Source organism: Methylobacterium sp. CM6244 (genome assembly GCF_054817885.1).
This window is the reverse complement of sequence record NZ_CM139247.1, coordinates 2034839-2055738: the sequence shown is the minus strand read 5'-3', so window position 1 is coordinate 2055738 and position 20900 is coordinate 2034839. Positions and strand designations below refer to the sequence as shown.

Below are 20900 nucleotides of genomic sequence, written 5' to 3'. Positions count from 1 at the left end.
GAATTTTGTTGCGTTCGGGGTGTCCCCTCGGGCGCAGTCCAATGCTATGACCGGTGCCGCTTTCAAGAGAAGGGCCGAACCCCGGTCCCGATACACGCGAGTACGCCATGAACCCGCTGGGTCCCGTCCTGATCGTCCTGCTCCTCCCGATCTCCGCCATCGGCCTCCTGCTCTACACCGATACCGGGATCGAGCCGGCGCTGTTCTCCGCCACGGTGAAGACCTTCGTCGCCCTGTTCGCCATCGCCGGGATTCTGTCCTACGGCGCGAGCCGGCTCGCCGCCCGCTCGGAAGGCTGACAACCGCGCCTCCGGATCGGCCCCATGGCGGGGCCGGTTCCCCGGTGACGCAACGGTGACGATGGGATCGAGGACGACATGAAGGCCGCCCTCGCTCGAATTCCCCTGCCCGCCCGGCCATGGACGGCACTCGTCCTCTGCCTAGCGGCGGGCGTGGCAGCGCTGACACTTCCGGCCCTGGCCGCCGAGGAAAAGTCGGCCCCTCCGCCCGGGTCGATGCCGGAGCCGCCGGTTCGGCCCGCCGAGCTGAAGCCCGAGCCCGCGCCGACACCCGCGACGGTCCCGCCCCTGCCGGACGCTCCCACCCCGCCCGAACGCCCGGCCGAACTCACGCCCCCTGCCCCGGCCGCGCCGGAGACGGGCCCGGCCGCGGAAATGCCGGCGCCGCCACCGCGCCCGGCCGAACTCTCGACGCCGCCGGCCTCCACGCCCGCCCTGACGCTGACGGTCGCCCCCCTCGACGATACCGCCTGTCGCAAACGCCTCGAACGGCTGGGAGCGGTCTTCGAGGCGCTGCCGCCGATCTCGAACGGCCAATGTGGCGCGGAAAAGCCATTGAAGCTCAGCCGTCTGTCCGGCGAGGTGACGCTCACCCCGCCCGCGACCCTGGTCTGCAACACCGCCGAAGCCCTGGCGCGCTGGACGACGGAGGCCCAGGAAGCCTCGGAGCGCATCCTGAAGGCTCCGCTTCGAAGCCTCTCCATCGGCACGTCCTACGAGTGTCGCGGCCAGAACCACGATCCCGACGCCAAGCTCAGCGAGCACAGCTTTGCCAACGGCGTGGACATCATGGGCTACGGCTTCGAAGGACGGGCACCGATCCAGGTGGGCGCCGGCCTCGACGGTGCGCCGGAGGCGACGTTCCAGGCCGCGACCCGGGCCAAGGCCTGCGCCTTCTTCCGCACCGTGCTCGGGCCGGGGTCGGATGCCTCCCACGGCAACCACCTCCATCTCGACGAACGCGAGAGGAATGCGGGACATCGCCTCTGCCAATAAGACTTGGTCTCTGCCAGTAGGAGCGGTGGAACGCCGAAGGGTCGAGCCGGCTTGAAGGAACGAAGCTGTCGATCCCTAGGCGAAAGTTGATCTCCCGATGCCCCATCTGCCCCTGCCGAGCGCCGTCGCGCTCATGGCTCTTGTCTGCCTCGCGGCTCCGAACGCGGCAGTGGCGAAGCCGGCGGGAAACACATCCTCGGAGGCCAGCAAGGCGAGCTCCGACAAGGACGCTCCCGGCGAGGCCCTGACCGCCGAGGCGATCAACGGCGCGACCTTCTCGGCGCCAGAGACGCCCGAGGGTGGCGGCAAGAAGGAGAGCAAGAAAGCGCGGGCGAAGGGCAAGGACAAGCGTCCTCAGCCGCTGCTGGTGAAAGTCCAGGTGCTGCTCGACCGGGCGCATTTCTCCCCCGGCGCCATCGACGGGCGGGACGGCGAGAACATGCGCAACGCCCTGTCGGCCTTCGCCGTGGCCCAGGGGCTGCCTGCGAGCCAGACCCTGAACCAGGAGCTCTTCGACAAGCTGGCCGCCTCCAGCGCCGACCCGGTGGTGGCCACCTACACGATCACCGACACCGACGCCTCGGGCCCCTTCGCGGAAAAGATCCCCGCCAAGATGGAAGAGCAGGCCGATCTCGAGGCGATGAACTACACCAATCCGCGCGAGATGCTGGCCGAGCGATTCCACATGTCGCGCGATCTCCTCAGCGCCCTGAACCCCGACGCCGCCTTCGACAAGGCGGGCACCGGCATCGTCGTGGCAGCGGTCCCTCCGCTCGAGACCGGCAAGCCGGCAAAGGACGAGGCGAAGTCCAAGAGCAAGTCCAGCGGCAAATCTGAAGACAAGGCCCGCGACGCATCGGACGGCAAATCCGCAGACAAGCCGGCTGCGGACAAAGGCACGGACACGTCGAAGAAGGACGATGCGCCCAAGAGCGACGATACCTTCAAGAAGGATGACGCCCCAAAGAAGGATGACGCCCCGAAGAAGGATGACGCCCCGAAGAAGGACATCGCGCGGGTCGAGGTCGACAAGGTCACCAGGCATGTCCGAGGCTTCGGCGAGGACGGCACCTTGCGGGCCTATTACCCCGCCTCCATCGGCAGCGCCGAGAAGCCGGCCCCCTCAGGCGAGGCCAAGGTGAAGGGCGTCGCCTTCGCGCCGGTCTATACCTACAACCCGAAATACGCCTTCAAGGGCGTGAAGACGAACAAGACCTTCTCGATCCGCCCCGGCCCGAACAACCCGGTCGGCATCGTCTGGATCGACCTGTCGATCCCGTCCTACGGCATCCACGGCACGCCAGAGCCGGAGAAGGTCGGCAAGACCGAATCCCACGGCTGCATCCGCCTGACCAACTGGGACGCCCGCGACCTCGCCACCCGCATCGAGCGCGGCGCGAAGGTGGTGTTCAAGGACGAGTGAGGTGACTTGGGCGTAGAGTTGGGACGTGCGCAGTTCGAACGGAGGAGGGGCAGGTTCCGACCCGAGCAGCTCGTGAGTAAGTCGGCTTTCAGGCCACCGGGCGGGATAGAGTGCACAACCGGAGAAACGGAGGTTCACTGTATAGCCCTGATCTCAATCGTATTCATCGAGAAATAGTTTAAATTTATTAAGGCTCTTGACGGCAGCGTGGTCGACATAAAACCACAGGGTATTCGTCAATGTACCGCGCCCTTCTCTGCCTAAGCGCGCAGCACGACGCCTGGGTCTTGCCCCTTGCTGCTATCGTATGCTGGGTTTCGAGCCATACCGCGCTGCGGCTTGCCCGCCAGTCAACTAAGAGCCGGGGCCTGGAACCTTTGGCGTGGCTGTTGGCGGCGGGTTTCTCAGCTGGAGCCGGGGTCTGGAGTACGCATTTCATCGGTATGCTCGGTTATGATCCGGGACTCGTCGTCAGCTACAATACGCGCTTGACGCTGCTATCCTTGATGGCTGCCATACTGGCGTCGGTGGTCGCACTGGCGTTCGGACGTTGGGCCACCAATTCAGCCATGGCGGCGGGCGCCGGGATCGTTCTCGGGCTGGGCGTGGCGGCCATGCATTTTATCGGCATGGCGAGCATCCAGCTTCCTGGAGCTTTTGCCTGGGATCGAACGCTCGTCTTCGCCTCGGTGCTGATCGGTTGTAGCTTTTCAGCCGCCGCATTCGTCGCTTTCAGGCATCGGGGGCTGAAATATCCGATCGGTGTCGCTGCGACGCTTCTGACCGTCGCGATCGCGGGATTGCACTTCACCGCCATGGGCGCTGTGCAGATCACCCCTGACGGAGCGGAACCTGCTTCGGTGTCTGGGCTGCCGCGTCTCGCCCTCGCCTCCGGCATCGCCGCGGTCATGCTTGCGATCCTGGGCTTTGCCGCGCTCGCCCTGTTCGCCGACCGCATGCGCCGAGCCAATCGCGCCTTGCGGACCAGTGAGACCGCATTGCGGATCAGCGAAGAGCGTCTTGCGCTCGCCCTCGATAGCGGCAGCGACGGCCTTTGGGACTGGGATGTCGCGACAGGAAAGGTCTGGTTCTCAGACCGCTCGCAGACAATGCTCGGCTACGAGCCGGGCGAGATCGAGGGTCATGTGCGGTCCTTGATACGACTTACGCACCCTGACGACATCGAGCAGTCTCGAAGGCAGCTGGCCGACCACATAGAGGGAAAGACGAAGATCTACGAATGCGAGCAACGCGTCCGCAACAAAAGCGGTGCCTACACGTGGGTCCTGTCGCGCGGCAAGATCGTCGCGCGTGATGCCACAGGGGCTCCACTCCGCATCGTCGGCACACAGATCGACATCGCGGCGCGCAAACAAGCGGAGCAGCAGATCGAGTATCTGGCGTTGTATGATGCGCTCACCGGATTGCCCAACCGCACCCTATTTTGGGATCGCCTCGACCGTGAAATGGTGAGCGCGGAACGACGCGGACACTTCTTCGCGGTGCTCGCCTGCGATCTCGATCGTTTCAAATCCGTGAACGACAGCATGGGACACCCGGCGGGCGACACCCTTCTGCGCAAGGTCGCTGAACGGCTTACCGCGGCGATCCGTGAGGGAGACACTGTCGCTCGGCTCGGCGGCGACGAGTTTGCGATCGTTCTCAGAGGACTCGACCATCCGCAGAATTCCAGCACTACAGCGCAGCAGGTCATCGACGCCGTGAAGCTGCCTTTCGATATCGAGGGCCGCGCAGTCAGTGTCGGGATCAGTATTGGCATCGCGCTGGGGCCGCAGGATGGCTGCAATCCGGACCAGTTGTTCAAGAATGCCGATATCGCGCTCTACCGCGCCAAGGCCGCAGGTCGGAGCACTTACCGCTACTACGAGCCTGAGATGGATGCGGCGATAGCCGAACGCAATGCGCTCGAACTAGACCTTCGCGAAGCCGTTCGGCTGGGTGAGTTCGAGTTGTACTACCAGCCGATCATCCGCCTCGAGAACGATATGTTGAGCGGCTTCGAGGCGCTCATGCGTTGGAGAAGTCCTTCGCGGGGCCTCGTCTCGCCCGGAGACTTCATTCCACTGGCCGAAGAAATCGGCTTGGTCGTCCAGCTCGGTGCCTGGGCCCTGAAGGATGCATGCTGCGAAGCGGCGGGATGGCCCGGCGACCTCAAGGTCGCGGTGAACGCCTCAACCGTGCAATTCGCCGAACTTGGTTTGGAGCATGCTGTTGTGACGGCGCTGGCGGCGTCAGGTCTGCCGCCGCATCGTCTCGAGCTCGAAATCACCGAGAGCGTGCTGATGAGTGATACGGAGAGCGCAATCCGTTGCCTGCATCGGCTGCGTGAGATTGGAGTACACATAGCCCTCGATGATTTCGGCACCGGCTTTTCGTCCTTGAGTTATCTGCGGCGATTCCCATTCGACAAGATCAAGATCGACCGTTCCTTCATCCACGAAATCGGCAATGCCGATACGGCCGCGATCGTGCGCGCCATCGTCGGCCTCGCTGAACGGCTGGGCGCGAGCATCACCGCCGAGGGTGTCGAGGACGAAATGCAGCTTGCCCACGCACGTCGAGAGGGTTTCACAGAGGCACAAGGCTACTTGCTGAGCAAACCACTTTCAGCGCGCGATGCTCTTCAATACGCCCGTGCTTCGAAAGATCTTGTGGCCTGATACCGCGTTTTCTTGTTCCACGCCGGCTACGAAGAACTGATGTTTTCGGGCACGCGACGTCCAGCATCAACGGCAACGTCTGCTTCGGGACGCAAGGCCAGGACCCTACCGCGACGGTCCGGCAACGTTACCGGCTTCCAACGTCCGGCGATCTGAGCCGTTGGCGGGCCGATAGGGCCGTGAAAGCCAAGATCGATTGGGTGGCAATGGCATGTCTACGATTTCTGCCGCCGCTCGATGTCCTCGTTCAGCATCGGACCGACGAGGTGATCTCCGAGGCGAGCACCACTGGGGAGAGCTGTCGGGGAGCCCCGCTCCCCCTCGGGCTTCTCCTTGCCAACAACTTCGAGCGGTCCATGCAAGACGGCAATCCGCCCCGGACCGTCGCGCACGCAGGCATTGAGGCGGCCCGTGAGCGCATCGGGTCCAACCTTTGGCACGGTGACCAATCCGGTCGGCGTGCCATCCTCGGCTGCCCTTCACTCCGTCGGCTTTATCGCGTTTCGCCCTCGGCAGCCTCGCGTCCCCGCTGATGCAAAGGAACTCTCGCAGCCCGAGAGCTAGGGCGGGTGTCTGCGCCAATGCGGATCATCGAGTTTTCTCCGCGCTATGTGCATCAGATCGTCCCGAACGGACTGGGTCGCGCTGAACGGGATATCGAAGTTCAGGCTATGATAAATCAGGCCGAGGACGGTGCTGTAGTCGGGATCGTCAGCGCTGCGGTCGATGAAGTTCAAGACCCATCGGTAGACGGATTCATGGTCCGACGGAGAGGAATCGTCCCCGACGACCAGCCGACCTCCGGTGATCCACTCGCTCCGCAATGCCGCGATGTCCTGCGCCGTGGGGTTTGTCATACCGCCTCGTGACGTTCGAACAGGCCCGGCAGCGACCGCGCCGACGGCTTGAGCTCATCATCCCCAGCCGACCACCTCATCCTGAGGTGCCGAAGTGCAGCGAAGGCCTCGAAGGAGCCTTCCAGTTCGCGTAGCGGGTTCTGGAGCCCTCCTTCGAGGCCGCTACGCGGCACCTCAGGATGAGGTAAAGCATGGGAAATCAATTTTAACAGGCTCCGACCCGTCGTCGATTTTAGATCGCATAAACGGTCGCCGCCTTTACGAAGCCCATTCATTGCCGCGCTCGGTCCGCCGAAACCAAACTCGCCAGCCCGAGCAGCACCGCGTCGCAGAGGAAGGCCAGGGCGGCGGTGGCGAGCGCGCCCTGCAGCATCGGCAGGACGTTCTGGTTCTGCAGCCCGGCGACGATAGGGGTGCCGAGGGTGGAGGCTCCCGCCAGGGCTCCCACCGCCGTGGTGGCGATGGCGAGGACGAGGGCCGTGCGCAGGGCATCGACGAGGCCCGGCAGCGCCAGGGGCAGTTCCACCCGGAGCAGGATCTGGATCGGCGTGAAGCCCAAGGCCTCCGCCGCCTCGCGGGCCTCGGGCGAGACCGATTCCAGCGCGCCCACCGTGCCGCGCAGGACCGGCATGATGCCGTAGGCCACGAGGGCCAATAGGGTCGGCGGCCCGCCGAAGCCCAGGATGGGCAGGGCCAGCGCCACCATCACCACCGGAGGCACCGCCTGCGCGGCGGCGGCGATGCCGTCGATGCCGCCGCGCAGGGGCGCGGCGAACGCGCGCGTCACCAGAATGCCGAGACCGAGGCCGAGGACGGCCACCAGGGCGAGCCCGAGCGCGGCGAGGCCGAGATGATGCGTCGCGAGGGCCAGCAACCGCTCGGCGCTCAGGCCCCGTCGCGGCTCCTCGCCGAGGCCGGCCACGATCCAGGCGGCCAGGGAGGGATGGCTCATCGCCGCGAAGATGGCTCCGACCAGGAAGATACCGAAGGCCGGGCGTAGGCGGTGGGTCATGCGCGCCACCTCGCACGGCAGCTTGCCTCCATCGCGCTCAAGGCCGCTTCCGCCGCCAGCGACAGGGCGACGATGGGGATGGCGCCGAGGAGGATCAGGTCGGGCGCGAACTGGGCCATGCCGTCGAACACGATCCGCCCGAGGCCGCCTGCGCCGATGAGGGCGCCCAGTGTCGCGAGGCCGAGGCTCTGGACCGTCGCGACCCGCAAGGCTCCCACGAGCACCGGCGCGCCGAGCGGCAGCCTAACCTGCCGCAAGATCTGCCCCCTCGTCAGGCCGATGGCCTCGGCGGCATCGATGGCGGCGGGGTCGGCGGAGCGCAGGGCCGTGCCGATCCCGCGCCAGAGCGGAAGCAGCAGGTAGGCGGCGATGCCGATGAGGGCGGGCCATGGCCCCAGCGCCGAAAGGCCGAGATCGCGCAGGGCCGGCACGGCGCGGACCAACCCGGAGACCAGGGCGACGAGGCCGCCGAATAAGGCGACGGCGGGAATCACCTGTATGCCGCTCACGACGAGCCCGACGATTCCCTCCCCCGAGCGCCAGAGCGACAGAATCACCGCCGCCGGAAGCGCCAGGACGATCGCCCCGCCCGAGAGGAGCAGATGCTCGGCGACGGCCCGATGCAGAGTCTCCTGCCGCCCGGCATATTCCACGACCAGCGAGAGCCGGTCCAACCCGCCGCCGTGCCACGCCGCGATCAGGATTCCCGCGGCAGCGAGGGCGGCGACCACTCCGAGCCCGCGGATCCGGGCGCGTCCGATGCTGGCTCCGGCGAAGGCCAGGAGGCAGGCCGAGGCCATCCAGAACCCGGAGCCGAGGCTGGCTCTCGCAGCCGGCGGCATGGAGGCGAGGCGACGAGTGGCCTCCGCCCCGAGGCCGAGCAGGAGGAAAGCCCAGGCCGCCGCGAAGAGGCCGACGGCGAGCACACCGCCCATGCGTCGGGGCAGCGTCGCGAAAAGGACGAGACCGGCCAGCGACAGCAGCGAGACCAGGCCGATCGACCCATCGCCGAACCCGGACGCAGCCACGGGAGCGCCGGGCAGGAGGCGATTCGGCGCGATATCGAGCAGCGCCATCCGATGGAGGAATGCGATGAGAAGGCCGGCCCCGAAAAGCCCGGCCGATGACGCATGAAAAGCCGCCCGATGGCGGTTCGAACGCGGGTCCGATTCCGCTCTCATCCGATCAGCCCGCGCTCCGTGAGGTCGTCGCGCGCGACCTTTTCCGCGATCTCGCCGTCCACGGTGATCCGCGCGTTCAGCCGGCGAAGGGTCGGCGCGTCGAGACCGGCGAAAATGCGGGCCAGGGCCGGGCCGATCGCCGGAAATCGCTCCAAAGCGGCGGCGCGGATGACCGGCGCGACCTCATAGACGATCTGGGCCGCAGCGGGATCGCTCATCACCACGAGGTCCAGGGCGGAGAGAGCCCCGTCGGTGCCATAGACCATCCCGGCATTGACCCCGCTGATCCGCTGTGCCGCCGCCCGGGCCGTCACCGCCGTATCGCCGCCGGGCAGGCTGATGATGCGGTCGAGGGGCAGGCTGAAACGGTAGGCCGCCTCGAAGGACGGCAAAGCCGCCGGGCTCTCCACGAACTCGGTTGACGCGGCCAGCAGGATCAGGCCGTCATTCGCCGCCTTGGCGAAATCCGCCATCGTGACCAGATGCCGCTCCCGCGCGAAAGCGCCGTTGAGGGCGATGAGCCAGGTGTTGTTGGCGGGCGCCCTGGCGAGCCAGATCAGCCCCTTTTCGGCATCGCTCCGCCGGATGGTCTCGTAGGCGTCCTGAGGGATCTTCCAGGCAGGATCGGCCTCGGTGCCGGTGAAGAACGCTCCGTTTCCGGTATATTCCGGGTAGATATCCACGTCGCCGGACAGCAGGGCGCCGCGGACGATCAGGGTCGGGCCGAGGCCGAGCTTGCGCACCACCGGGACGTTGAGATGCTCGAGCGCCAGGGCGATCATCGCCCCCGTGAGCGCTCCCTCCGTATCGCTTTTCGAGGCCACGACGAGGGGCCGCTCAGCTCGGACAGGAGATGCAGCCGCGAAGGACGCCGCGCCCAGCATTACCAGGGCGCCGCGACGATGAGTGGTCATGAGGCCGCGCCCTCGCTTGCTCCGCATGCCACAGGTATCGGCGATGTGCGTGAAAATGTATCGTCCGATAACATTAACCCGATCCTGAACCGCCGAGGCCACTTTCTGCGCCTTGACACGCCAAGCGGAACGGGCGACGGCTCGACCGTTGCCGCAGGAGCCATACGTCATTCCCGCCACCCCGACAGATGGCAAGCCTGCGAGGCTACGGATGACGGCACCGTTCCGGGCAGGAACGAATCGAAGGGAAGAATCCCCAGCGTGAGTGCTGAACAGAACGACACTCTCCTCGACGGCGCCAGGGTTCTGGTGGTGGAGGACGAAGCGGCCATCTCGATGCTGCTCGAAGACATGCTGCTCGACTTCGGGTGTACCGTAGTCGGTCCCGCTGCGCGTCTTGCGACGGCTTTGGAAATGGCTCGGAACGAGACCTTCGAAGTCGCGATCCTCGACGTCAACGTCGCCGGCGAGCCGATCTATCCGGTGGCCGAAGCGATCACCGAGCGCGACCTGCCCATCGTCTTCTCGACGGGCTACGGCGGCGCGGGGATTCGTGAGCCGTTCCGTGATCGTCTCGTGGTCCAGAAGCCATTCAGCCAGGCCGATCTGAAGCGCACCCTGATCGCTGCCCTCGCGGCAGCGAAGAAATAAGCCTCGGTCGACCTCGCTCGGGCGCTGTTCTTGGCTGATGGCCTCGTGTCAGCAGCGACCGATCTTCCGGAGAGTACAGCGGCGCCTGCAGCCCTGCCCCATCAAGCTCGTGGGCGGGTCTGGACACGACACAACTCCGTCCTCGGATGGAGGGTTATCTCTCGGCTCAGAGTCCCTCGATCGTAAAGGCGTCGGGGAGATGGCGCGGCCAAGTCCTCGGCGCAACGAACACCGCATCCGCCCTGAACGTCATCCCCCCGTAGCGGGGATTGCGCGTGATCCAGGCACGCACGGCGCGGGAAAACCGGGCACGTTTCTTCGCATCGATAGCGACCAGGGCAGTCTCGAGATTCGCCCTTGCCTTCACCTCTACGAAAGCAACGGTGTAGCCGCGGCGTAGGACCAGGTCGATCTCGCCGCCATTCGCGCTGAAGCGCCGGGCCAGAGGGCGATAGCCTTTCATGATCATGGCGAGGAGGGCCAAGGTCTCGCCGGACTGGCCGCGCAGGTAGGTGGCGCGCCGCCGTCCTTTCGCATCGAGGAGCTTAGACGTCCGCATCGGTACGTCTGGCGAGGACGAGGGCCCGGGCATAGACGACCCGGCGGGGCTGGCCGGTGGCATCGGCCACGAGAGCAGCGGCATCCTTAATCGAGTGACGCGAAAGCGCTGCCTCGATTGCCGCATCGAGACCGGCCTCGACCTCCTCCTCCGGCGGTTCTTCCGGGTTGGTCCCGATCACCACCACCACCTCGCCCTTGGGAGCCCCCTCCTCTGTGAAGGTCTCGGCCAGGGTCGCGAGGGTGCCGCGCCGGATCGTCTCGTAGAGCTTGGTGAGTTCGCGGGCGACCGCCGCGGGCCGGCTCCCTCCGAGGATCGCGGCGGCATCCACCAGCATTTCGGGCAGGCGGTGGGGTGATTCGAACAGGACCAGTGTTCCGGGGATCTGCCCGAGCGCCGCTAGGCGATTGCGCCGGGCACCGGATTTCTGCGGCAGGAAGCCTTCGAAAAAAAATCGGTCGGTGGGCAGGCCCGCCGCGACGATGGCGGTCATCACCGCCGATGGACCGGGGATAGGCGTCACCGCAATACCCGCCTCGATCGCAGCCTGGACAAGCTTGAAACCCGGATCCGACACCAGCGGCGTCCCGGCATCCGAGACCAGGGCCAAGGCTTCGCCTTTCTGCATCCGTGCGATCATCCGCTCGCGGACAGCCGCGTTGGAATGCTCGTGATAGGCGACCAGCGGCGTCGTGATGCCGTAATGCATCAACAGCGTGCGGGTGACGCGGGTGTCTTCGGCGAGCACCGTATCCGCCGCCGCCAGAGTCGCGAGCGCGCGGAACGACACATCCTTGAGGTTGCCGATCGGGGTCGCCACCACGTGCAGGCCAGGGTCGAGCGGTTCCGCCTCTGCCGCGAGGCCGAAGGCGGTGAAGGTCGAGATGGGCTTGGCCGGATCGTGGACCGCCCTGGAGCGGCGCGTCCGATTGTCGATTCTCTGAGTCATGAGGCAGACATTGCCACGGGGACACGGGCCGGAGGAATGCCTGCACCGGGGGTGTCGCGACATTTACTTTTGTCGTCCAGGCTTTAACCGTGCGCGCATCGGGCGTGAGATGCGGATCGGCGACGAGGAGTACCGTGCAATGGAGAAAAGCCTTGCAAGGGGCCACCGTCCGGCAATGCCCGTTTGGGCGATGGCGGTGGCGATTCTTCTGCTCGCCGGGGGGCTCAGCGGCTGCATCGGCGGCCCCGATGGCGGCCCACGCGCCACGAAAGCCGCTCCTGACCCGGATATCGCCGCCGCTGGCGATCCGCAGGCGCCGTCACCGGGCGCGATGAGGATCGGCACGGGCTCGGTCAAGATCGCCCTCATCCTGCCCCTGTCCGGTCCCGGTGCAACCGTCGGAACGGCCCTCCGCAATGCGGCGGAACTCGCCGTCGAGGATTTCCAAAAGCCCGACCTGCAGATTCTGGTGAAGGACGATCGCGGATCGCCTGATGGCGCACGCGAGGCGGCCCAGGCCTCCCTGTCCGAGGGCGCCGAACTGGTGCTCGGCCCTCTGTTCGCGGCCAATGTCCAGGCGGCTGCCGGCGTCACGCGCGCGGCGGGCAAGCCGATCATCGCCTTTTCCACCGATGCGAGCGTCGCGGCACGCAGTGTCTATCTCCTCAGTTTCCTGCCGCAGACCGAGGTGGACCGGGTAGTCGACGAGGCGGTGGCGGCCGGACGACGCTCCTTCGCCGCGCTGATTCCCGAGAGCAGCTACGGCAATGCCGTCGAGGCACAATTCCGTGAGGCGGTGGCCAGAAAGGGTGCTCGGCTGGTGGGAATCGAGCGATATGCGCCTGGCGCGCCAGCTCCAGCTATTTCGCGCCTTGCGGGCCTAATCAATGGTCCTGGCGCTCAGGCTGACGCCCTGTTCCTGCCGGAAAGCCCGGAAGGCTTGGCCATCGTCGCACCGGCCCTCGCCAAGGCGGGATTTTCTCCCAGCCGAGTGAAGCCCATCGGCACGGCTGTGTGGAACGACCCGCGCCTTTTCGCCTTGCCCGCCCTGCAGGGCGGCTGGTTCGCAGCGGCCGATTCGAAGGGATTCAGCGATTTCTCACAGCGCTATCAGGCGCGGTTCGGCTCTGCACCTCCGCGTGTGGCGACGCTGGCCTACGACGCTGTCTCGCTCATGGCAGCGCTGTCGCGGCAATATGGATCTCAGCGCTTCGCCGACGCGACGCTGACGACGCAGGCCGGCTTCTCGGGGATCGACGGCACCTTCCGCTTCCGGCCGGAGGGGGTAAGCGATAGGGCTCTAGCCATCTACGAAATCCGCAGCGGCGCACCGGCTATCGTGAGCCCGGCCCCGCGCACGCTCGGCCCCTCTGGCACCTGATCCGGCTTGCGCGTCAAGTATAGTCGAGAAAGGCTGCGCAGAAGGTAGCACTGGCCGGCCATGCACCCTGGTCAATGTGATAGATCATGAGCAAGCGGACGGGGGCCAGCATCAGGCAGCGAGTTCCGCCACCACGGCGTTGAGGACCGGCGCACCGCGCGGGGTCGCGGCGATGCGGCCTCCGTCCAGGCGGGTGACGAGCCCGTCGCCGATCAGAGCCTCGACACGCGCCGCATCGATGGGACGGCCTTTCAGCATCGCGTAACGGTCGGGGTCGACGCCCTCCTTGAGGCGCAGACCCATCATAAGGAACTCATCGCCCTGGTCGGCACATGAGAGTGCTTCGGTCTCGATGATGCCATGACCGTTGCGCTCGACCTGAGCAAGCCACGCCTCCGGCGCCCGCTCAGTGACGGTGCCCATCCGCCCTTCTTCCGTCACAAGCCGGCCATGCGCGCCTGGACCGATGCCGGCATACTCGCCGTAGCGCCAGTACAGGAGGTTATGACGCGATTGCGCGCCGGGGCGAGCGTGATTGGAAATCTCGTAGGATGGGAGGCCCGCGGCGTCGCATACCTCTTGCGTCACATCATAGAGTGCCCTCGCCATGTCGTTGTCCGGTGGGACAAGCTTGCCGGCCGCATGCAGGCCGAAGAACGGCGTGCCGGGCTCGATGGTGAGTTGGTAGAGGGACAGGTGCTCAGCCGCCCGCGCGATGGCCTCCTTCAACTCGGCCCGCCACGCCGATGCGCTCTGGTTCGGCCGCGCATAGATGAGATCGAAGGAGTAGCGTTCGAAGTGGGCAGCCGCCGTCTGCACCGCCGACATTGCCTCCGCGGCCGTATGGAGGCGCCCCAGCGCTTTCAGGGAGATGTCGTCCATGGCTTGGACACCGAGCGAGACACGGTTCACCCCCGCGGCCCGATAGCCGCGAAAGCGACCGGCCTCGACGCTCGTGGGATTGGCCTCCAGCGTGACCTCGATATCGGGGGCCGCCCCCCAGGCATCGTCAATGGCCTCGAGAAGCCCCGCCACGGTTGACGGCTGCATGAGGGACGGCGTGCCGCCGCCGAGGAAGATGCTGGAAACCGTGCGGCCCGGAACGCGCGCCGCGACATGGGCGATCTCGGTCCGGAATGCCGCCAGGAAACGTCCTTCATCCACCGGGGCATGGCGGACATGGCTATTGAAGTCGCAATAGGGGCATTTCGAAGCGCAGAAAGGCCAATGGACATAGATTCCGAACCCGGCGTCGCGGGTCGGGTGGTCCGGTCCTGAAGAGTCGGTCATTCAACGGATGTGCGCGCGGATAACAGTTTTGGCAATGGTCCCGGAGACATCCCGCGCTCAGCCTACGCCCCCTTCTTGGATTCATCCGCCACAAGAAGGTCTCGGTGAGAGACCGTTGCGGCCGTCGATGAATCCACCTGCTCCCGTCGGCACGACTGAGATCAGGGTCATCCAATCTCAATCTAGACGAGACCGGTCAGACCGGACGCTGCAGGCAACTTTGGGCCAGCAGCACGAAGGCCCGTGCCCGGTGCGACAGCGCATTTCCGCTCTGCCAATCGACACCGTGCTTCTCCTCTGAGGAGATCTCACCGAAGGTTCGGTCGTAGCCGTCGGGCAGGAACATCGGGTCGTAGCCAAAGCCTTGTGAGCCGCGCGGCTCTACAAGATCGCCGAAGACGCGGCCTTCGAACGTTTCGGTGTGGCCATCGGGCCAAGCGATGACGAGGGCCGAGACAAAATGAGCCCGGCGGGTCGTGGCTCCGCGCTTATCGAGCTCGGCCGCGATGCGAGCCATCGCACTGGAGAAGTCTTTGCTCGACCCCGCCCAGCGGGCGGAGAACAGTCCGGGTGCGCCATCGAGGGCGTTGACGCAAAGTCCGGAATCGTCAGCGAAGGCGGGCAGGCCCGAAGCCTGCGCCGCAGCGATAGCCTTGATCGCTGCGTTCTCCGCGAACATCGTCCCGGTCTCCTCGGGCTCCGGCAAGCCGAGTTCGCCGGCAGAGACGGCCTCGACACCGAAGGGCATCAGCAGCTCACGCATCTCCACGAGCTTGCCGCCATTATGAGTGGCGATGACAACTCGCCCGGTGAGAATGCGCGGCGCGCTCATGCGATCGCCTGCTTCTGAAGGGCGACGAGTTGCTCGACGCCGCCGCGGGCTAGGCGCAGCAACTCGATGAGTTCGGCTTCCGAAAAGGGCTTTCCCTCGGCGGTGCCCTGCACCTCCACGAGGCCGCCGGAGCCGGTCATGACGAAGTTCGCATCGGTCTCGGCGGCCGAATCCTCGGCGTATTCGAGATCCAACACGGGGGTGCCTTTGTAGATGCCGCAGGAAATGGCGGCGACATGCTCACGTAGGGGATCGACGGAAATGATGGAGCGCCCGCGCATCCAGGTGAAACAATCATGCAGGGCGATCCAAGCGCCCGTGATCGCGGCAGTGCGAGTGCCGCCATCCGCTTGAATCACATCGCAATCCACGGTGATCTGGCGCTCGCCGATGGCGGGAAGATTGGTGACGGCGCGGAGCGAGCGGCCAATCAGCCGTTGGATCTCCTGCGTCCGTCCGGAGGGCTTGCCGGAATTTACCTCGCGGCGGGTGCGTTCATGGGTAGCGCGGGGGAGCATGGAGTACTCGGCGGTGACCCAGCCCTTTCCCGAGCCGCGCAGCCATGGCGGACCGCGCTCTTCGAGGGAGGCGGTGCAAAGAACTTTCGTTTGACCGAACGTCACGAGGCACGAACCCTCGGCATAACGGGCGACGGAGCGCTCCAGAGTCACGTTGCGCAATTCGTCGTTCGCGCGCTTCGAGGGCCGCATGGGCACTCTCCTTGGTCGGGTTCCGGGATGGTCGTCCGGGCTCTTAGGCCGCGGTTCGGCTACCGGCAAGCGCAGCGACGTAAGGTAGGGGCGCGCCTCGCGGCGCACCCCAAACTCGGGCCTCAGTAGCGATAGAAGCGGCGATGATGATGACCGAAATGGCGGCGGTGATGGTGATGACCGAAGCGACGACCGTAATGATGGCCGAAATGACGACCGCGATGATGGCCGAAATGGCGGCGATGATGCCGGCCGTGGTGGCGCCAGTGTCCGCCGCCGTATTGAACCTCGGTGGCGGCCGCGTTCGCCGCGCCGGCGACTTCGCTGGATACCGCCATCGGCGCGGCTTCAGCACCACGGGGCGTTCCCAGGATCATCGCGCCCACCAGGGCGACCACGATGGCGAAGGTCTTCGCCATGGCGGACAGGGTTGGGTTCTTCATCAGGACGGGCTCCGTTTGACAGATGTTTGTTTCGTCGACCGCTGGGTGCGGATGCGGTGCAACGCATGTTCGACGAAAAACGACGCACGACCTGGGGAGATTATAAATTTTTTTTTCGGGATTAAGCATAGGCCGATCAGAATAAGGCTTTTATTCCTTTAAATTCGTCGAGCCTCCATCCTCGCTCGACAGAATGCACCGGAATGAGCGAGCGGTGATCGTCTGTAGACGCCCGTTAGAATCATGACCCGAACTCGTTTTTCTCCCACTTGGGTGATTCAGGTTGGCAGGTAGCCGGCATGTTCCAGACCGTCGTCCCTGCCATGTCACTATCTCTCATCGGCCACGCTCTCCGCGGAACGCACAGCCATCAACCGTCCGTGCAAGTCATTGGCATGAGATATGCTAACGGCGAATCCGGCTACGAACGGCCGCGAACGATGTGAGGGGAAACCCGGCTGTCGGATCGCTTGAGGTACGAGAGGCTCGAAATGACGAAATATAAGCTCGAGTATCTATGGCTCGATGGATACACGCCGGTGCCGAACCTGCGTGGCAAGACCCAGATCAAGGAATTCGATGGCTTCCCGACCCTTGAGCAGCTTCCGCTGTGGGGCTTCGATGGCAGCTCGACGATGCAGGCCGAGGGCGGCAGCTCCGACTGTATGCTGAAGCCTGTGCGCCACTTCCCCGATAGCACTCGCAAGAATGGCGTCCTCGTTCTCTGTGAAGTGATGATGCCGGACGGCGTCACCCCGCACGTCTCGAACAAGCGCGCAACCATCCTCGATGATGACGGCGCCTGGTTCGGCTTCGAGCAAGAGTATTTCTTCTACAAGGACGGACGCCCCCTCGGCTTCCCCGCCACCGGCTACCCTGCCCCGCAGGGTCCCTATTATTGTGGCGTCGGCTATAAGGAAGTCGGCAGCATCGCTCGCAAGATCGTCGAGGAACATCTCGACCTGTGCCTCGATGCCGGTATCAACCACGAGGGCATCAACGCCGAGGTGGCCAAGGGCCAGTGGGAATTCCAGATCTTCGGCAAGGGTTCCAAGAAAGCCGCCGACGAGATGTGGGTCGCTCGCTACCTTCTCCAGCGCCTGTGCGAGACCTACGAGATCGATGTCGAGTACCATTGCAAGCCGCTCGGTGCGACGGATTGGAACGGCTCCGGCATGCACGCGAACTTCTCTACGGAGCACCTGCGCACGGTGGGCGGCAAGGCCTATTTCGAAGCGCTCATGGCAGCGTTCAAGGAAAACCTGGACGACCACATCGCGGTCTACGGGCCTGACAACCACATGCGGTTGACCGGCAAGCACGAGACCGCTGCGATCAACGAGTTCAGCTATGGCGTCGCCGATCGTGGTGCCTCGATCCGGGTGCCCCACAGCTTCGTCAACAATGAGTATAAGGGCTACTTGGAAGACCGCCGTCCCAACAGCCAGGGGGACCCCTACCAGATCGCCTCGCAGATCCTGAAGACGATCGCGACGGTTTCAACCGCCGACGAGGCGAAAGCGGCCGCCTAAATATTAGGCAGACAATTAAGGCTTTTGCGCCAATTATAATCGATGCCTGTCGCAGGGTCTGCGGCAGGCATTCTTTTTTGCTCATTTGGAAGGCAAGCGGGTCTCAATGAACAAGTCGCTTGGCTACCTCGGTGCAACACGCTTCTTTTCGCCTACATTACGATGGGGCGTAGGGGATTACCGTCCCTACTGAGTTCACGCGCCGAAGATCGACCAGCCAAGGCGCCGAGTGAGCATCTCGAGGGCGATCCGGCCGAGATGCGAATTACCAGATGCGTCGAGGCCCGGCGACCATACCGCGATCGACGCTTTTTCGGGGGCCACCGCGATAATTCCGCCGCCGACGCCACTTTTGCCGGGAAGGCCAACACGATAAGCGAATTCGCCGGACCCGTCGTAGTGACCGCAAGTCAGCATGACTGCGTTGATACGCTTGGCGCGCTCCGGAGAGACCACGGAATGCCCGGTGAGAGGGTTGCGGCCGGAATGAGCGAGGAAGCGGCTCGCCGTGGCTAGCTGCCGGCACGACATGCCGATGGCGCAATGATGGAAATAAACACCCAGGGTGAAATCGACCGGGTTATCGATATTGCCGAAGGATTTCATGTAGTTGGCAAGCGCGATATTACGGAAACCCGTGCGCAGCTCGGAGGCGGCCACCGCGTCGTCAATGGTAATGGTCGGGTCCTGGGCGAGGAACTGCATGAAGCGCAGGATTTCACCGAGCGCTTCCCGGGGCTGGTGGCCCGACAGTATCGTGTCGGTCACCGCGATGGCACCGGCATTGATGAACGGATTGCGGGGGATGCCGCGCTCACGCTCGAGCTGGACAATGGAGTTGAAAGGACTGCCGGACGGCTCGCGACCGACTCGGCGCCAGAGCCGATCTCCCGCCATGCCGAGGGCCAGAGTCAGCGTGAACACCTTAGAGATGCTTTGGATCGAGAATGAAGTGTCGCTGTCACCTCCTGCCGCCACATGCCCGTCAGCATCGATGACGACAATTCCGAAGGCCTTCGGATCGACACGGGCGAGTTCCGGGATGTAGGTGGCGACCTCACCTCGGTCTGGCCGGTCAGCCATCTCCTCGGCGATTTCTCTGACGACGGTATCAAGGTCGGGCACGGCGTCGCTCATCTGCGAGGAAACGGGTATCGATGCGAGCCAAGACGGAACCCGCATGCCTCCGCCACGGCGCCATCCGACAGATGGCGGAGTTTCGCGGCCGGCCGCACCGCGACGCAAAGGGCATTCCTTTTGGACGAAGCGGATTGCCGGAGAACAACGTCGATGCCGCGGGCCTAGAGGTTGTGCGCGAGGGCAGAGCCGGACACAATCGCCGCTCAGGAAGAACCCATTGAACGATCGCCCCCGCCCCTTCTCTTCTCAGCAGCTCCAGCCCCTCGCGGCTCTAAACGAGCGCACACGCGAGATCTTTCGACAGATCGTGGAGAGCTACCTCACGACGGGCGAACCTGTAGGATCCCGCAACCTCGCACGCATCCTGCCCATGGCGCTGTCGCCGGCCTCGATCCGCAATGTCATGGCGGATCTGGAGCATTCTGGCCTGATCTTCGCGCCTCACACATCCGCCGGCCGACTTCCGACGGAAATGGGCCTGCGCTTCTTTGTCGATGCCATGCTGGAGATCGGCGATGTCGGGCGCGAGGAGCAGGAGCGGATCGAGGCCCAAATGCGTGCCGCCGCATCTGGCCACACATTCGAAAGCGCCTTGGCCGAGGCCTCGACGCTGCTGTCCGGAATTTCCCGGGGAGCAGGCGTCGTGCTCACCACCAAGACAAACGTGCACCTGAAACACATCGAATTCGTCCGGCTCGATCCAGCCCGCGCCCTCGTCGTACTGGTGTCGGATGACGGTTCGGTGGAGAACCGCCTCCTGGATCTGCCCCCGGGCCTTCCGGCCAGCGCCCTGCAGGAAGCCTCCAACTACCTCAATGCCCGCCTTCATGGACGCACACTGGGAGGCTTGCGCGCCGAGATCGAGGCCGGCCGCGAGGCGATGAAGCGCGAACTGGACGTCATTACCGAGCGCCTGGTGGATGCGGGCCTAGCCACCACCGTCGGGCCGTCCGACGCACGTCAATTAATCGTGCGCGGCCAAGCCAACCTTCTCGACGACCTGCGCGCGGTGGAGGATCTCGAACGCATCCGCCTACTCTTCAACGACCTTGAAACGCAAAAGGATGTGATCGAACTGCTCTCCCGCGCCGAGGGTGGAGAAGGAGTGCGCATCTTCATCGGCTCGGAGAATAAACTGTTCTCGCTTTCCGGCTCGTCGATGATCGCCGCACCTTTCCGGGACGGTTCTCAGAAAATCGTCGGCGTCGTTGGTGTCATCGGCCCGACGAGACTTAACTACGCGCGGATCGTGCCGATGGTGGATTACACTGCTCGGGTAGTCTCGAAGATGCTCGACCGCAACGGGCGCTGAGCGTCATTGCGTTCATCTCACCGGACAAGACTTCGCTTCTCCAAGAAAGCTCTGCCACGACTTGAAGGAAACTGAACCAATGGCCGACGACGCCCCGGCTTCGGGGATTAATGTCGAGACACTGGCGACCTTTATTCGAAGCTCGGCACATGAGTAGCCAAAGGCCTGCTGAAAGGCCCTGACTTAGCTGCCCTCCTGCCGGAAAGCGAAACTCGCTGCGATCACTCGCATAGAAGTCTCAGTCTTTCACCTCGCTGTGATCTCGCCAAGCGCACGCGTCAGGCGCAGCCTGAGAATGACGTTCTCAACCTAGCCTGTTGCACTCATGCGGCGCTGCAGAGTTTAGTAAGAGGAAGAGGCCCAACCTCGCAGGTCGTTTGATACGCGGACCAAACATAAGCCCTTGCCTGAAACATCCAGGCTCCGGATCGCTGATGACAGCTTGTCCGGAGCCTGGACTCTGTTCTCACGTCACCACTTCGATCCGGCAAAGCATCACGCGCTACGGTTCACAATTCGACAGCGTATGCGCTTCGCCAGAGGAAGTTCCCCTCGAGGACACCACAGATGAAGATCAACCGCGGATGACGTCCACAATCTCATAGGTGTCCGGGTCGACGATGACGATGTCGTCGTCGACAAGTACGTATCGGTAATCTTCGTATTCGGGCACGATCTGCACGATGTCAGGCGGCAGGTCGTAGAGAGTGTAGCTTCGGGCGATTGCGGTCCCCACCG

The 20900-nt window shown here is 64.7% G+C and carries 20 protein-coding genes; 8 read left to right on the top strand and 12 right to left on the bottom strand.

What is annotated here, in order from left to right; all coding sequences use genetic code 11:
- Window positions 1-107 precede the first annotated feature (107 nt).
- The 4 genes from ACYQML_RS09515 (at window position 108) to ACYQML_RS09500 (ending at window position 5399) form a co-directional block, all read left to right on the top strand.
- On the top strand, window positions 108-299 hold the full coding sequence (locus ACYQML_RS09515) for a hypothetical protein (RefSeq protein WP_056254034.1): 192 nt from the start codon (window positions 108-110) through the stop codon (window positions 297-299).
- 78 nt (window positions 300-377) lie between these two features.
- Window positions 378-1295 carry an extensin-like domain-containing protein gene (locus ACYQML_RS09510; protein ID WP_461235397.1) on the top strand — a complete coding sequence of 306 codons (918 nt, stop codon included), beginning with the start codon at window positions 378-380 and terminating at the stop codon, window positions 1293-1295.
- Window positions 1296-1392: 97 nt separating this feature from the next.
- Window positions 1393-2718, top strand: coding sequence for a L,D-transpeptidase family protein (locus ACYQML_RS09505; protein ID WP_461235396.1), 1326 nt, complete (start codon window positions 1393-1395; stop codon window positions 2716-2718).
- 239 nt (window positions 2719-2957) lie between these two features.
- Window positions 2958-5399: an EAL domain-containing protein gene (locus ACYQML_RS09500; RefSeq protein WP_461235395.1), complete on the top strand. Its 2442-nt coding sequence runs from the start codon at window positions 2958-2960 to the stop codon at window positions 5397-5399.
- 560 nt (window positions 5400-5959) lie between these two features.
- On the opposite strand, the gene ACYQML_RS09495 is transcribed toward ACYQML_RS09500, so the two are convergent.
- From ACYQML_RS09495 to ACYQML_RS09480, 4 genes are all read right to left on the bottom strand, one after another.
- Entirely contained in the window at window positions 5960-6256 is a 297-nt protein-coding gene (locus ACYQML_RS09495) for a hypothetical protein (protein WP_461235394.1), read from the bottom strand.
- 271 nt (window positions 6257-6527) lie between these two features.
- A complete protein-coding gene (locus ACYQML_RS09490) occupies window positions 6528-7268 on the bottom strand; it encodes an ABC transporter permease (protein ID WP_056432489.1) in 741 nt (246 codons plus the stop codon).
- Window positions 7265-8344 carry an ABC transporter permease gene (locus ACYQML_RS09485; protein WP_461235393.1) on the bottom strand — a complete coding sequence of 360 codons (1080 nt, stop codon included), beginning with the start codon at window positions 8342-8344 and terminating at the stop codon, window positions 7265-7267. Before ACYQML_RS09485 ends, ACYQML_RS09490 begins: the two co-directional genes overlap by 4 nt.
- A gap of 101 nt (window positions 8345-8445) precedes the next feature.
- A complete protein-coding gene (locus tag ACYQML_RS09480; RefSeq protein ID WP_461235392.1) occupies window positions 8446-9363 on the bottom strand; it encodes a glycine betaine ABC transporter substrate-binding protein in 918 nt (305 codons plus the stop codon).
- A 261-nt stretch (window positions 9364-9624) separates the two neighbouring features.
- Between ACYQML_RS09480 and ACYQML_RS09475 the strand changes: the two genes are divergently transcribed.
- A complete protein-coding gene (locus ACYQML_RS09475; RefSeq protein WP_056432242.1) occupies window positions 9625-10014 on the top strand; it encodes a response regulator in 390 nt (129 codons plus the stop codon).
- Window positions 10015-10180: 166 nt separating this feature from the next.
- Here the strand turns inward: ACYQML_RS09475 and ACYQML_RS09470 are convergent, their stop codons facing one another.
- Complete coding sequence (locus ACYQML_RS09470) at window positions 10181-10573, bottom strand: YraN family protein (RefSeq protein ID WP_461235391.1); 393 nt, start codon at window positions 10571-10573, stop codon at window positions 10181-10183.
- Window positions 10560-11522 carry a 16S rRNA (cytidine(1402)-2'-O)-methyltransferase gene (rsmI, locus tag ACYQML_RS09465; protein ID WP_461235390.1) on the bottom strand — a complete coding sequence of 321 codons (963 nt, stop codon included), beginning with the start codon at window positions 11520-11522 and terminating at the stop codon, window positions 10560-10562. The genes ACYQML_RS09470 and rsmI overlap by 14 nt, the downstream gene beginning before the upstream one ends.
- Before the next feature lie 190 nt (window positions 11523-11712).
- Here rsmI and ACYQML_RS09460 point away from each other — a divergent pair, with 190 nt between their 5' ends.
- Entirely contained in the window at window positions 11713-12903 is a 1191-nt protein-coding gene (locus ACYQML_RS09460; RefSeq protein ID WP_461235701.1) for a penicillin-binding protein activator, read from the top strand.
- 111 nt (window positions 12904-13014) lie between these two features.
- Here the strand turns inward: ACYQML_RS09460 and hemW are convergent, their stop codons facing one another.
- From hemW to ACYQML_RS09440, 4 genes are all read right to left on the bottom strand, one after another.
- On the bottom strand, window positions 13015-14193 hold the full coding sequence (gene hemW, locus ACYQML_RS09455) for a radical SAM family heme chaperone HemW (protein WP_461235389.1): 1179 nt from the start codon (window positions 14191-14193) through the stop codon (window positions 13015-13017).
- 196 nt (window positions 14194-14389) lie between these two features.
- Entirely contained in the window at window positions 14390-15025 is a 636-nt protein-coding gene (gene rdgB / locus ACYQML_RS09450; protein WP_461235388.1) for an RdgB/HAM1 family non-canonical purine NTP pyrophosphatase, read from the bottom strand.
- Complete coding sequence (gene rph / locus ACYQML_RS09445; protein ID WP_056432220.1) at window positions 15022-15735, bottom strand: ribonuclease PH; 714 nt, start codon at window positions 15733-15735, stop codon at window positions 15022-15024. Before rph ends, rdgB begins: the two co-directional genes overlap by 4 nt.
- Before the next feature lie 122 nt (window positions 15736-15857).
- Entirely contained in the window at window positions 15858-16178 is a 321-nt protein-coding gene (locus ACYQML_RS09440; RefSeq protein ID WP_056432217.1) for a hypothetical protein, read from the bottom strand.
- A 491-nt stretch (window positions 16179-16669) separates the two neighbouring features.
- Between ACYQML_RS09440 and ACYQML_RS09435 the strand changes: the two genes are divergently transcribed.
- Window positions 16670-17710: a glutamine synthetase beta-grasp domain-containing protein gene (locus tag ACYQML_RS09435; RefSeq protein WP_056432213.1), complete on the top strand. Its 1041-nt coding sequence runs from the start codon at window positions 16670-16672 to the stop codon at window positions 17708-17710.
- Window positions 17711-17905: 195 nt separating this feature from the next.
- Here ACYQML_RS09435 and ACYQML_RS09430 read toward each other — a convergent pair whose 3' ends face one another.
- Window positions 17906-18847 carry a glutaminase gene (locus ACYQML_RS09430; RefSeq protein WP_461235387.1) on the bottom strand — a complete coding sequence of 314 codons (942 nt, stop codon included), beginning with the start codon at window positions 18845-18847 and terminating at the stop codon, window positions 17906-17908.
- Between the two features lie 220 nt (window positions 18848-19067).
- Between ACYQML_RS09430 and hrcA the strand changes: the two genes are divergently transcribed.
- Window positions 19068-20162, top strand: a complete 1095-nt coding sequence (gene hrcA, locus ACYQML_RS09425; RefSeq protein WP_056432208.1) for a heat-inducible transcriptional repressor HrcA — start codon at window positions 19068-19070, stop codon at window positions 20160-20162.
- Window positions 20163-20736: 574 nt separating this feature from the next.
- On the opposite strand, the gene ACYQML_RS09420 is transcribed toward hrcA, so the two are convergent.
- Window positions 20737-20898 carry a DUF1236 domain-containing protein gene (locus ACYQML_RS09420; protein WP_348646056.1) on the bottom strand — a complete coding sequence of 54 codons (162 nt, stop codon included), beginning with the start codon at window positions 20896-20898 and terminating at the stop codon, window positions 20737-20739.
- Window positions 20899-20900: the final 2 nt, after the last annotated feature.

Bases quoted from the DNA above. Each gene is read 5' to 3' on its own strand.
- ACYQML_RS09435 (WP_056432213.1), top strand. From the start codon at position 16,670: ATGACGAAATATAAGCTCGAGTATCTATGGCTCGATGGATACACGCCG.
- ACYQML_RS09510 (WP_461235397.1), top strand. From the start codon at position 378: ATGAAGGCCGCCCTCGCTCGAATTCCCCTGCCCGCCCGGCCATGGACG.
- rsmI (WP_461235390.1), bottom strand. From the start codon at position 11,522: ATGACTCAGAGAATCGACAATCGGACGCGCCGCTCCAGGGCGGTCCAC.
- ACYQML_RS09430 (WP_461235387.1), bottom strand. From the start codon at position 18,847: ATGAGCGACGCCGTGCCCGACCTTGATACCGTCGTCAGAGAAATCGCC.
- ACYQML_RS09460 (WP_461235701.1), top strand. From the start codon at position 11,713: ATGGCGGTGGCGATTCTTCTGCTCGCCGGGGGGCTCAGCGGCTGCATC.
- ACYQML_RS09515 (WP_056254034.1), top strand. From the start codon at position 108: ATGAACCCGCTGGGTCCCGTCCTGATCGTCCTGCTCCTCCCGATCTCC.
- ACYQML_RS09500 (WP_461235395.1), top strand. From the start codon at position 2,958: ATGTACCGCGCCCTTCTCTGCCTAAGCGCGCAGCACGACGCCTGGGTC.
- ACYQML_RS09440 (WP_056432217.1), bottom strand. From the start codon at position 16,178: ATGAAGAACCCAACCCTGTCCGCCATGGCGAAGACCTTCGCCATCGTG.
- ACYQML_RS09505 (WP_461235396.1), top strand. From the start codon at position 1,393: ATGCCCCATCTGCCCCTGCCGAGCGCCGTCGCGCTCATGGCTCTTGTC.
- ACYQML_RS09495 (WP_461235394.1), bottom strand. From the start codon at position 6,256: ATGACAAACCCCACGGCGCAGGACATCGCGGCATTGCGGAGCGAGTGG.
- hemW (WP_461235389.1), bottom strand. From the start codon at position 14,193: ATGACCGACTCTTCAGGACCGGACCACCCGACCCGCGACGCCGGGTTC.
- ACYQML_RS09485 (WP_461235393.1), bottom strand. From the start codon at position 8,344: ATGGCGCTGCTCGATATCGCGCCGAATCGCCTCCTGCCCGGCGCTCCC.
- ACYQML_RS09490 (WP_056432489.1), bottom strand. From the start codon at position 7,268: ATGACCCACCGCCTACGCCCGGCCTTCGGTATCTTCCTGGTCGGAGCC.
- rph (WP_056432220.1), bottom strand. From the start codon at position 15,735: ATGCGGCCCTCGAAGCGCGCGAACGACGAATTGCGCAACGTGACTCTG.
- ACYQML_RS09480 (WP_461235392.1), bottom strand. From the start codon at position 9,363: ATGACCACTCATCGTCGCGGCGCCCTGGTAATGCTGGGCGCGGCGTCC.
- ACYQML_RS09470 (WP_461235391.1), bottom strand. From the start codon at position 10,573: ATGCGGACGTCTAAGCTCCTCGATGCGAAAGGACGGCGGCGCGCCACC.
- rdgB (WP_461235388.1), bottom strand. From the start codon at position 15,025: ATGAGCGCGCCGCGCATTCTCACCGGGCGAGTTGTCATCGCCACTCAT.